The following is an 11,995-nucleotide window of genomic DNA, read 5'->3' on the forward strand; positions in this document are numbered from 1 at the left end:
CCAATTACTTATAGGTTATGCCTGATAAAGGGCAAAACTGATTGGTGGTATTTTGAGGGTTTGATCAAGCACTAATGTGGATGGCAGCGTTGGGTTAGATCCCAACCATTTCTCATCAGCGGAATCAAGAATTTTTTGCCATTTGGCATCAGGCATTTTTGGGTTGAAGCTAACAGCCGACTGGCTAAAGTTCATGAAACAATAAATTTGGCTTTCAGGAGACCAACGATGGAGCAGCAGTAACTTTTCGTCTTCCAATGCGGTTGCCTTCAGATTCTGTTTATCCAGTTTCTTAAGGGCTGGAATGGTGCGCCGAAGCTGGATGAGCTGTTGATACAGATCACGCAAAACTTTGTGCTTGCCTTCGTTGCGTGTTTCCCACCGCAGTTGCGATCGCTGAAAGGTTTCCTCAGCTTGAGGGTCAATATATTCTCCCTCTAAATGGAAGTGAGCAAATTCTCGCTTTCTACCTGCTCTGACTGCTTCCACTAAGTTTGGGTCGGTATGGCTCACAAAATAGAGAAACGGCGCATCTTCGCCATACTCTTCGCCCATAAACAACAGAGGTACGTTTGGTGACAACAGGAGCACTGCCGCACCCAACTTCAGTGACTCAAAGGAAACAAGATGGGTTAAGCGATCGCCCAGCATCCGGTTCCCAATCTGGTCATGGTTTTGAATGCACACCACAAACTGCTGACCAGGCAGGGCGCTGGAATCGCTCCCGTGCCAACGATCGCGGAACGGCGAATAATCCCATGAGAAGACGAACCCCTGCTTCATTGCTTTTGCCAATTGCTCACACTTGCCGTAATCCTGGTAGTAGCCAATTTGCTCCCCTGTGAGTAGCGTATGGGTACAGTGATGAAAGCCATCATTCCACTGAGCGTCCATCCCATAGCCGCCTTCATTCAGCTCACGGAGAATCCGCACGTCATTCACATCATTTTCAGCAACAAGGTAAAACTTTCGTCCTTGCTGCTGAGACAGCTCAGCAACCCGTTCTGCCAATTCCTGTAGGAAGTGCTTGGCGTTCAGATCAATGATGTGATCGGTGGCATCCAAACGCAGCATGTCGAAGTGGTACGTGTCGAACCAGTACAGCGCATTTTGCAAAAAGTAATTGCGGACAGCATAGCTTTGAGCGCCATCAAAGTTCAGCGCACTTCCCCAAATGCCCTTGTATTTCTCGGTAAAGTAAGGACCGTAATCGCTGAAGTAGCTGCCTTCTGGACCAAAGTGGTTGTAAACGACATCTAGCGCGATCGCCATCCCATGCTGATGGCACGCGTCAACAAGATGCTTCAAGCCCTCTGGTCCACCATAAGAGCTTTGGACTGCAAAGGGATAAACGCCGTCATAACCCCAGTTGCGGTTGCCCGGAAATTGGGCAATGGGCATGAGTTCGATCGCGTTAACTCCTAGCGCTTTGAGGTCAGGCAAGCGGGGGATGATTGCCTCAAACGTCCCTTCAGGCGTAAAGGTGCCTGTGTGCAGCTCGTAGATGATCAGCTCATCCAACGGTATCCCTGTCCATTGACCGTCATGCCAGCTAAAAGCGGTCTGATCAACGACCTGAGAGGGACCATGCACGCCGTCTGGTTGAAACTGAGACGCTGGATCAGGACGCTCAGTATCGTCGTCTAACTGATAGAAATATTGTGTGCCAGGGGCGATCGCGTCAGCCGTTAACTGCCAATAGCCAGAACCAATTGCCTCCATAGGCATCAGTCGCCCTCTGGGGGAGACAACGGCAACAGTAACCTGCTCGTGTAGCGGTGCCCAAACCGTAAACTGGCAGCGATCGCCACCGAGATAGAACGCGCCAGCATCCATAGAAAAACTGCCTTTTTCAGTTTGTTTCTAGGGCACTATATTTTTCTTACGGCGGCGTTGAAACCTGTCTAAAAGAGGATTTTTGCGACTAATGACCTAAAGATGGCTTAAGCGGTAGGAAGGGGCGGACTCAATCGACTCACTTCAAACTATCCGCGAGTGGGTTCAGTCCGCCCGGTGAGGCTTAGTCTAGTGCGTTGTTTTCACTTAGCACGATCTTTATACGTTCCTACTTGGAGTTTGGATTCATCGATCAACTTAGAAACCGGGCTTCTGCTAGGCACAGACCGTTTGAACATCGGTAGTGCTTGTGCAAAGATCCCCGACTTCTGATTGAGTCTATGCGCGATCGCACTATCTCGTTAGAACTATCTCGTTAGAGCAGTCGGGGATCTAAACCGCTTTACGTGCGTCTGTTTGGGTCGTGCCCAGAAATCCGTTTGCTCTCAAACCATCTGTGGCTGTAACTGTGTCTGCAAGAGCGCGATCGGCTCCATTAAAAGGCGAAGGCGATCGCCCTGCATGATGGTTCCCGGACACTCGATCGAACAAATAATGCCACGCCGTTTTTGGGCGATCGGCACAAACCGCTTCATCAAATTGGGGTGCGCTGGATGCAGTGCCTGGATAATTTCTCCTGGATGGCGGCAGGGTGCATTCTCCCCTTCGCAAACCAAACCTGCTCCACCAGGCAGTAAGAGCCGCGAACCCGTAGGTAGCTGCGTCAGGTGCGGGAAGTCTCGAAGCAACAGATTCGCTCCCAACCATTCGGGCAAGACAGCGTTTAAGCCCAACTGCTGGGCAATCTGGTCACACTCTTCGGCTGAGACAACACTAATTTGCCGTCGATTACGAATGGTGGTGCCACGCGGATACATCGGTTCGCGTGCGCCTGACAAGCGAGTCAGACCATAATGGCGATCGCCCGGAATGCCAGCCATATCCAGAGTGACCTGATCGACTCGACGGGTCACAAACGTACCGGGACTATCTGCAAGCAAAACCGATTCCACTGTGGCAGAGAGAAATTTCATACTGTCTTAGGTTAGAGAAATTGAGCGGTTAAACAATCAGGCAATACATTCTCTCTCTAGACGCGGTTGTAAAGAGTCAAATCTACTACCTGAGGCGATGAAGCAGCGTTGCTAAAGCGGCACAATATCAGGAAAGCAATCCTTAAAAGACTTAAAACCATCAAGATTTATGCGCCGTAATCCAGTGATGCCAGCCAAGCCAGACTTGGCAACTTTGCAGAGTCAGTTTGCCCCTTTCAATGCACCAAATTACCAAGAAGCAGAACGCCTTTTTGTCACACTGCTGAACGCGAACAATCTGGACGAGAACCTCGAACGGTTAGCTTCAACGCGAGATGCCTTTGAAAAAACAGTCGCTGCCGCACTGACCGCTGCTTACAGTGATGCCTACAACTCCAGCGCGGCTCATCGGTTTTTGCAACGTGTGCTGTATCGCATTAATCGCCTGAAGTTCTTTTGGTATGACGAGCTGAGCAACTATGTGAATGAGCGATCGTTTTACATGCAAACCGTTCGCAATCGCATTGAAGCCGCGTGGCAAACCTGGGAACTAGCACAACTGGATGTCACAAGCCTGCAAAGCCTGGATGTTGTAGCGGCACTGCGCGATCGGGCGGCTGCCGACCTTGACCCCGAACTTTCTGCCACAGGGCGCTACTTCCAGGACGAGATGACCGTCGCAGGCTACTGCAAAATGTTGGAGATTGCGTCGCTGGATGGTTTAGTAGAGGCGAGCCAACTGTCCCGCACGTTGGGTGGTGTTGCCAATGAGATTCAAAGCGTGATGACCCGCTTGCTAGTCGAGGAATATGGCACTGGCAAACTGTCGCGCAAACACTCCACCTACTTCACGACAATGTTGTCTGAGTTGGGCATGAACACGACACCCGAAGCTTACTTTGACGCTGTGCCTTGGGAAGTCTTGGCGACAATCAATCACAGTTTCCTGCTGTCAGAGCGTAAACGCGATTACCTCCGCTACGCTGGCGGCTTGCTCTACACAGAGATCTCTGTCCCGGCTGCCTTTCATCCGTATCACGCTGCCGCTGAACGACTCGGCTTGTCTAGCGATGCAATGAGCTACTGGACGCTGCACATTAAAGTCGATAAGCTTCACGGTCGCTGGATGCTGGATGAGGTCGCGCTACCCTTAGTCGAACGATACCCCAACGAAGCCTGGGAACTGGTTCTGGGCTACGACCAGCAGCGATTGATGGGCGATCGCGCTGGAGAAGCCGTTGCTCGTGCAGCGCGGTTGGCGGATAGGGAAGGGTGAGGCGAGAGGAGAGAGAGGTGAGAGGGGTGAGGCGAGAGGTAAGGATTTTTCATGGTGTCTAAGTTCTACTCCCCATTCCCTACTCCCCACTCTCAATCAACCTCAACCTTAGGCGACCCTGATAGGATGAAGAAGAATGAACAATACGTAACAAATTTGACTCATGTCTTCTCTTGGCAATTTGCGTGATCTCTACCAGCAGGTCATTCTGGAACGCTACAAAAAACCTAGACATCGCGGTAAGACTGATCCAATCGATCGCCGTCACCGTGGGCACAATCCCTCTTGCGGAGACACGATCGAGCTGACGGTGCAGTTAAACGCAGTCGGCGATCGCATTGAAGATGTCAAGTTTGAGGGCGAAGGGTGCGCGATCGCGATGGCATCCGCCGATCTGATGGCTGAGGCAATGCGCGGGCGCACACTGGAGGAAGCGCTTCAAATGGTGCAGCGTTTTCAGACGATGATGCAAGGCAAGGACGAGTTTCCTACAGAGTTCCGCAAGCTGAATGTGATGCAGGGCGTGTCGCAGTTTCCTGTGCGTATTAAGTGCGCGACTCTTACGTGGCACACGCTCAAAGCTGCATTAGAAGCCTCTACCGAAAGTCAAGCAAAAGAGTTCGTTAGCAACGAAGGTGTTGGTTGAAAACGGTTTATCGATCGCTAAGAGTATTAGTCTCACCTAACTCGCAGCGGTGATCATCTAGGCGCTTTGCTACGATCGCTTCAATCTAGAGGCGTACCGATGAACCAGAATCTTTCAATCATTTTTTTAGTCTCAGTTTTACTAAACCTACTGTTCCTTCTGTTGAGCGTTTGGTTCATCTTTAAACGTGGTGGTTTAAACTATCTGGCAATCAAGATTCCACTGCTTAAGACGCTTGGCATTAGAGTTGGTGCGTGGAATCAGGGGTTACTGCTTCATCCTTATTATCACCATCGCAAAAGTCAATTTGCACTGCTGTCAATCAGCAGATCTGACATCGTTTTTCTGGGAGACAGCATTACCGATGAAGGGGAATGGTCTGAGCTGTTTAACAATCCCGCCATGAAGAACCGTGGTATTTCAAGCGATACCACGATCGGCGTGTTGAGCCGCTTGGATACGCTCGTTCACGCATCTCCACAAACGATCGTTTTGATGATTGGCGTGAATGATCTGTCCAATCTGAAGCGATCGCCTGCTGAAGTCAGCCGGACGTATAAAGAAATTTTGACTCAAATGCGTGAGCGATCGCCACAAACTAGCGTCTTAGTCCAGAGTGTTTTACCCATTCATCAAAACCTGTTTCTAGGCTTTACAACCAACAGCAGCATTAGGGAACTCAACCATCAACTCCAGCAATTAGCGAAGGAATTTTCTTACCCCTATATCGATTTACATTCCCATTTTATTGATGCCCATCATCAGCTAGATCCAAAGTACACATCAGATGGCATTCATCTCAATGGAATTGCTTATCGCCATTGGCAAGCACTCATTGAACCCTATCTACTATCCTGAAAGCTGACCGCATCTACTATCCTGAAAGCTGATCGCTGGCTGCTGACCGCTCAAAAAGGCTTGGATAAACTGAACGTGCAGTGTAGTGTGAGTTGAGATCGCAAGTCAATTTACCTCAATTCCTATGCTTTCCTCCACACTTACAACTAGCCCTGCACCGATACCTGAGTTAGTCGATGATTTGCCGAACATTTCAGGCTGGGAAACAGAGTTACGCTCAGTGACAAGTGAGAATCATCCCGTTTTTTTGCCGACGACCAATTTGCGGTTGGAGGATCTTTCGGCAACGTTTGCGATCACTCTTCACATGCACCAACCTACTGTTCCAGCAGGCGTTAACGGTGCTTCGATCGGTCATTTACAGTATATGTTTGAGCATTCCGGTGAGGGCGATAACCACAACGCGGGCACGTTCGCCTGGTGCTACTCCCGTATGGGCGACTTCATTCCAGAGTTAGTTGCTCATGGCTGTAATCCCCGTGTGATGCTGGATTATTCTGGAAATTTGCTGTGGGGACTGCGGCAAATGGGGCGCGGCGATGTGCTGGATAATCTGAAGCGCATCACGTGTGACCCTACTTACCAGCCTTATGTAGAATGGCTGGGAACCATGTGGAGCCATTCAGTCGTGCCCTCCACGCCCATCCCAGACATCAAGCTGCACATTCAGGCGTGGCAGCACTATTTTGCTGCCGTCTTTGGCTGGGAGGCACTGGCACGAGTCAAAGGCTTTTCGCCACCAGAAATGCACTTGCCCAACCAACCCGATACGCTTTACGCGTTTGTTAAAGCGCTGAACGAATGCGGCTATCGGTGGCTGCTCGTGCAGGAACATTCTGTTGAAACCTTGCAGGGCGAACCGCTACAGGATAAGCATCTACCGCATCGATTGGTTGCCCGCAACGCTCATGGTGAAACAGCCAGTATCACCGTGTTGATCAAGACACAGGGTTCTGATACGAAGCTAGTGGCGCAGATGCAGCCCTACTATGAAGCAAAAACGCTGTCGCGTCGATCGCTTAACGGTATCTCAATCCCTCCAATCGTGTCGCAAATCGGCGATGGCGAGAATGGGGGCGTGATGATGAACGAATTTCCACCTGCATTCAAGCAAGCCTGGTATCAAATGGCAGAGCAGAATGGCGGTAAGTCAGATGTCGTCGGCATCAATGGGACAGAGTATCTGGAACTGATTGAAGCAGCGGGAGTGAAGCCTGAAAACTATCCGACTTGTCAGGCGATCGCGCAATACCAAATCTGGCAGCGTGTCTCGTCCGAACGCACAACCCCAGAAGCCGTTGCAGAGGCGATCGCGGCGATCAAGCAAGAAAACTCCAACTTTCATATGGAAGGCTCGTCGTGGACGAACGATCGCAGTTGGGTCAAAGACTATGACAACGTCCTCACGCCCATGAACCAGCTCAGCGCTCAGTTTCACCAGACCTTCGATCCGCTGTTGCAGACACAAGATCCGCCTGCTGAACCGCTTACACGTACAGTCCGCTACCGCAAAGCACTGCTGTCCAATCTACTGCTGCAAACCAGTTGTTTCCGCTATTGGGGACAGGGCGTTTGGACGGATTATGCTCGTGAGCTGTATCAGCAGGGACAGGCAGCGATCGGCTGATTTAACATCGGCAAGACATTTGCCAGCGATGTGAATGTCAGTTTACATACTGCAACTTACATTCGTGATTGTTTAGACAAAGCTTGAGTTTTCTGTCGTTTTGTCTGTCGCCACTCTTATGTGAGTTACAAATAGTGAACGTGAGGCTGAGTTTGGCGCTTGGCTTCACCGTACTAACTTCAGTGAGCTAATGTTTGATTTCAGCAATCTGCTTGAGTTTTCCCACAATCACTGCATCGCTATTTGTGCCGCACTGGTGCCTGCGAACGTGCTTTCGACTTTTTGCGCGATCGTTCTTGTGGGACTAAAACGTCCGAGGTCTCAAGTTTGGCAGGTTTCTGGGCTGGCAAGCGTCTTCGCCCTTTTGATGGTGCTGCACGTGCTCACCTGGTTTATCATCGGCGTTGTCATGATGCCAACCTTCGTGCTGCTGTCGCTGGGAGGGCTTTGTCTGAGCACAAACCTGTGGGTTATCCTGCACCCTCAGAGTCTGCGTCGGGTTCTAGCGAGCCTTAATCGACGAATGCAAAGCCTGCGGACAGGAACAGCATCACTCTCTTAGGAGATGTACAGACTTAGGAGTTGTACAGAAATAACAGCATGGTCTGTAGCCGTCAGCCGTCAGCGAAAAGCTGATCGCTGGTAGTTGTCCGGGGTGAGGCAGAAACGCACGTTTAAGCGGCGATCGTCTTCCAGACTCCTGGGTCATTGCTTGTAACCCGTTAGACGCGATCGCGGTTTTAGATCTAGAGTAAAGCTTCTATCTGTTCTAAGACTGCATGACTGATTCTGCTGAAGATAACGCACCCGATCGTGCTATCAACCCCGCTGATCCAGCTCAGGTCGGTAAGGGTGAGCTTGCTTCAGAGGCGGCAGCTTGGCTCGAAGCAGACGCTGAATTAGAGCCTCCTGATAGCGAGTTGGACGATCGCCAGCCATTACAGGAACCGACCTTTGGTCAGCGCCATCTTGCAGTGCCGCGAGTAGTCGACCCAACGCTGCCGCTCATGATGGTGGAAACAGCATTTTTGGCAAGCGCTGCCAGCCTTGTCTTTTTGGTGAATTATTACTTCCCGATCGGTCCTTTACTGCGGCTCTTTTTCTCGATTCCGATCGCGCTAACCTACTTACGTTGGGGCAGTCGCGCTGCCTGGATGGGTGCGTTAGTTTCCGGATTACTGCTCAGCGTACTGATGGGTCCCGCACGTAGCATTCTCTTTGTCATGCCTTATGGCTTGATGGGTGTAGCGCTAGGCGTACTTTGGCGGCGAGGCGCACAATGGAGTCTTGCGATCGGCATTGGCAGCATTTTGGGTTCGCTTGGATTTTTCTTTCGCATTTGGCTGGTCTCCCTGCTATTAGGTGACGACCTTTGGCTCTACGCAACGACTCAGACCACAGATTTACTAGAGTGGCTGTTTATTAAGCTTGGTTTTTTGTTTCAGCCGCGCCTAGAACTGGTGCAAGCAGCGATCGTTGCGATGGTCATCCTCAACAACATCGTTTACGTCTTTGTCGTTCACCTAGTTGCTTGGCTACTGCTAGACCGCTTAGGCAATCCTATTCCCAGACCGCCAAAGTGGGTACAGGTTTTGATGGACTATGAGTAAGGCTAAAGGATGAAGGATGAAAGCTCAGGAAAGCAAATAGAAGAAGGAACCAGACAGCAGGCGGCTAACCAACTCTCCGCATCTCTGCGTCTCTGCGCCTCTGCGGTTTCACATTGCCCCATTCGCGTTTACACTCAGCAGCAGCAGGGAGAACGCTGGCTAGAACAGCACCGAGGTCAGCGACCAATCTTCGCCTGTGTCTTGGGCTTTACAGCCACTGGTCTCCTACCAGGAATTTCAGCAGCGGGTAAAACGCCAGCCGATCGCCAGTACACCGCGATCGCCGATGCCGAGTTTTTGTACCACGGTCCACGAGCGCACCCTACTTGCCCTCTGCCCCCTCTCACGGTTGGCGCATCACCCGCCCTAATTTCCCGCGCCATTATCGCCGAGCAGCAGATTCCGCTCTACCTCTTTAATGCGGGTTTGCCATCTGTGCCTGCTGTACCTGCGATCGATTTAGGTGGTGCCCCTGCTGACTGTCTGAGCCAAGGTCAGGCGCTGACACTACCAACCATTGAGCATTTGCTGCAACAAGGCTTGCTCTGGGGCGCAAAGCTAGCGGTTAAAAGCTCTAGCTATCTCATTCTCGGAGAGTGTGTGGTTGGGGGTACCACAACCGCTCTAGCAGTTTTAACAGGTTTGGGGATCGCTGCGGCAGGTAAGGTAAACAGCAGCCATCCTGCCTGCAACCATGACCAAAAATGGTCACTTGTAAAGACAGGTTTGCAGCGCTCCGGTCTTTGGGGATCAGAGCTGAAAGATGCAGAACCGTATGCTACACCCCACACCCTACACCCCACACCCCTCCAACTTGTCGCTGCGATCGGCGATCCGATGCAGGTTGTAGTCGCTGGGATGGCGATCGCGGCAAGTCGTACTGGTGGCGTTTTGCTGGCAGGCGGTACGCAAATGCTGGCAGTCTACGCGCTACTAAGGGCGATCGCAGAGTTTTATCACCTAGCATGGCAATCAGAACGAATCGTTATCGGCACCACGCGCTGGGTTGCAGACGATCCTACCGGAGATACGGTCGGGTTGGCACACTTGGTCGGCGATGTGCCTCTCATTGCCACGCAGCTTAGCTTTGCCACATCGCGCCACGAGCAGCTACGGGCGTATGAGCAAGGTTTTGTCAAAGAAGGTGTTGGCGCGGGCGGCTGCGCGATCGCGGCATCTCTATACCAGCATTGGACTCAGGCTAAATTGTTAGCGGCGATCGAAGCGGTAGCCGAGCAATACCAGCAGATGAGCCACAACAGCAATGCTACCACCAAGAGTCAGTCAGAACTGAGCCATCAACGACCCGCTCAAGACTGACTACCAATAGCCACAGAATAGTCAATGCCAACTCGACTCCAATCAGCACCATTAACTGTGGATTCGTCTGGAGAGCAATTGCTCCTCCAGTGCTGCAATTCTGTTGTAGGCAGCCGTTAGCTGTGCCGTCAGACGTTGCACTTGCACTTCAGGTGCTAGTTGCCTTTCGCCGCTGTGAGTGGTGGAATCGACACCCGTATGATCAGCCAGAACGTCTTTGTGCTCCATACTGGAATCGAAACCAGCATATCCCTGGTAGGAACGATAGCTGGGCGTTGAGCCGCTTTCAGAGTGTTGCAGTTGATCGGCTCCAAATTTGCACTCGGTTGCCACATCCGACAGTTTGCTGCTAAGTTGCTCAATCAGTTGATGGAGAGCATCAACTTTTGTGCTCATGATATTGATCTGCTGTTGCAGGGTATCCATTCAGTCTTCCAATTGCTCTAACGTTTTGTAAACTATTCTAAATAGATCTTTGCCTTAATCAAGGTTATTCCTGAATCATTTAACCTTTGAATTTGATGGTGAACCGGAGAATAGCACACGATCGCTCTGAGTCAAATGGGTTTCAGGCAAATTTTTAGACGGTGCAAGACTGCGAAAACTCCATCAGTTTCTACGCATTACCGTGCACCATGCAGAAAAATAATGGTTCATAGCAAATCATTTCGTTGCATAGCGCTCAATCTGGAACTGAACGTTCAAGTGTATGGTCGCCTCAACCAATGCGTTGCTCCTGGGTATCGGTTGAGCTTAAGACCAGTCGTTTATAGCAGTTCTCGTTTGAGTGCGGCACAAGCTCTGAGGTTTTAAGGCATGAGGAAAACGGTGCTCCTTTTTGCTTCTGCCCTCTGCCCTCTGCCCTCTGCCCTCTGCCCTCTGCCCTCTGCCTCCTGCCTCCTGCCTCTTCGCAACTGTACCTTACTGAGCTTAGGAACCGTTCTATTGTGCCTCAACGTGACGTATGGCGGGCAGCCTTTGCTGTGTCACGGCTTACTGACGCTTGTTATAGTGAGCGTAGAGCGGCGATCGACATAAGATAGAAGACTGTTAGCAGCGCTTGCTATGCCTAATCCATCGCAGTTTTACTACAAAAGCTGCAAAAAAGGGCTGATCTAGTCAGGTTTTTAACGAGAAATGCTAAGCTTTCAAGATTTTTTTACGACCTGTACAGGGCTATGGACAACTGAGAGAACGTACCATTCCACCCTGCGGGGCGAGGTCGAACGTTCATATACAGAGTTTCGCGTTGCTCCACTAACAGCGGCAGAAAAGCAAAGCATTCTCTCGTCTCAATCCATTGCGTCTTTTCAAGCATTGCCGCTTGATACGGTGAAGTTGACAGATAATGAGACCGTTTGCCCTGGCTTTGCGATCGCGTTTGACACCCGCTCTGAGACAGGCGAACAGGTTTCAATGAGCCTCAAAGCGCTGTTTGTGCCCGATCACTACCTCACCACTACACAACCAATCGAGACTCCACCCTTGCCGATCGCCGCCCAAGTCACTACACCGCTAGGAGAAACCATTCAGGGCTTTTACCTCCGTGATGAGGGCTATTCCGAAGCGGGCGCGATCGCAGGACGTTTTAGCTACCAACCCACTCGCCAGACGCTTGAAATGACGACCTACTATCGGCGATCGGTTGCCGTCGATCAGATGCGGATTATTGCCCCTGACCTGCGGCTGCGTACCATTGTCACTTACCAGCGCCCCGAAGCCAATGAGCCACCGACCGTCATCGATCTGGTTGGGTTTGGTGTCGAGCGCAAGCAAGCGATATAATCT

General features: G+C 51.1%; 11 protein-coding genes. 8 read left to right on the plus strand and 3 right to left on the minus strand.

Annotated elements, in window-relative coordinates:
- Positions 1-15 precede the first annotated feature (15 nt).
- Both treZ and AC5JO6_RS23660 read right to left on the minus strand, forming a co-directional pair.
- Positions 16-1,836, minus strand: coding sequence for a malto-oligosyltrehalose trehalohydrolase (gene treZ / locus AC5JO6_RS23655; RefSeq protein WP_496083494.1), 1,821 nt, complete (start codon positions 1,834-1,836; stop codon positions 16-18).
- A gap of 446 nt (positions 1,837-2,282) precedes the next feature.
- The gene (locus AC5JO6_RS23660) at positions 2,283-2,870 is read right to left on the minus strand and encodes an MOSC domain-containing protein (RefSeq protein ID WP_496083495.1); all 588 of its coding nucleotides are present in this window, start codon (positions 2,868-2,870) and stop codon (positions 2,283-2,285) included.
- A gap of 169 nt (positions 2,871-3,039) precedes the next feature.
- On the opposite strand from AC5JO6_RS23660, the gene AC5JO6_RS23665 reads away from it, so the two are divergent.
- The 7 genes from AC5JO6_RS23665 to cobT all read left to right on the plus strand — a co-directional run bounded on the left by AC5JO6_RS23665 (position 3,040) and on the right by cobT (position 10,207).
- Positions 3,040-4,146: an iron-containing redox enzyme family protein gene (locus AC5JO6_RS23665; RefSeq protein WP_496083496.1), complete on the plus strand. Its 1,107-nt coding sequence runs from the start codon at positions 3,040-3,042 to the stop codon at positions 4,144-4,146.
- A 163-nt stretch (positions 4,147-4,309) separates the two neighbouring features.
- The gene (gene sufU / locus AC5JO6_RS23670) at positions 4,310-4,792 is read left to right on the plus strand and encodes a Fe-S cluster assembly sulfur transfer protein SufU (RefSeq protein ID WP_496083497.1); all 483 of its coding nucleotides are present in this window, start codon (positions 4,310-4,312) and stop codon (positions 4,790-4,792) included.
- A gap of 99 nt (positions 4,793-4,891) precedes the next feature.
- Positions 4,892-5,650, plus strand: coding sequence for a GDSL-type esterase/lipase family protein (locus tag AC5JO6_RS23675; RefSeq protein WP_496083498.1), 759 nt, complete (start codon positions 4,892-4,894; stop codon positions 5,648-5,650).
- 124 nt (positions 5,651-5,774) lie between these two features.
- The gene (locus AC5JO6_RS23680) at positions 5,775-7,277 is read left to right on the plus strand and encodes a glycosyl hydrolase family 57 (protein ID WP_496083499.1); all 1,503 of its coding nucleotides are present in this window, start codon (positions 5,775-5,777) and stop codon (positions 7,275-7,277) included.
- Between the two features lie 190 nt (positions 7,278-7,467).
- On the plus strand, positions 7,468-7,839 hold the full coding sequence (locus AC5JO6_RS23685) for a hypothetical protein (protein ID WP_496083500.1): 372 nt from the start codon (positions 7,468-7,470) through the stop codon (positions 7,837-7,839).
- Positions 7,840-8,056: 217 nt separating this feature from the next.
- On the plus strand, positions 8,057-8,887 hold the full coding sequence (locus AC5JO6_RS23690) for a DUF2232 domain-containing protein (RefSeq protein WP_496083501.1): 831 nt from the start codon (positions 8,057-8,059) through the stop codon (positions 8,885-8,887).
- A gap of 9 nt (positions 8,888-8,896) precedes the next feature.
- Positions 8,897-10,207: a nicotinate mononucleotide-dependent phosphoribosyltransferase CobT gene (gene cobT / locus AC5JO6_RS23695; RefSeq protein ID WP_496083502.1), complete on the plus strand. Its 1,311-nt coding sequence runs from the start codon at positions 8,897-8,899 to the stop codon at positions 10,205-10,207.
- A 51-nt stretch (positions 10,208-10,258) separates the two neighbouring features.
- Here cobT and AC5JO6_RS23700 read toward each other — a convergent pair whose 3' ends face one another.
- Positions 10,259-10,633: a hypothetical protein gene (locus tag AC5JO6_RS23700; protein ID WP_496083503.1), complete on the minus strand. Its 375-nt coding sequence runs from the start codon at positions 10,631-10,633 to the stop codon at positions 10,259-10,261.
- Positions 10,634-11,344: 711 nt separating this feature from the next.
- On the opposite strand from AC5JO6_RS23700, the gene AC5JO6_RS23705 reads away from it, so the two are divergent.
- The gene (locus AC5JO6_RS23705) at positions 11,345-11,992 is read left to right on the plus strand and encodes a phycobiliprotein lyase (protein WP_496083504.1); all 648 of its coding nucleotides are present in this window, start codon (positions 11,345-11,347) and stop codon (positions 11,990-11,992) included.
- The last annotated feature ends 3 nt before the right edge of the window (positions 11,993-11,995 follow it).

The sequence above is a fragment of the Tildeniella sp. genome, from assembly GCF_059505325.1.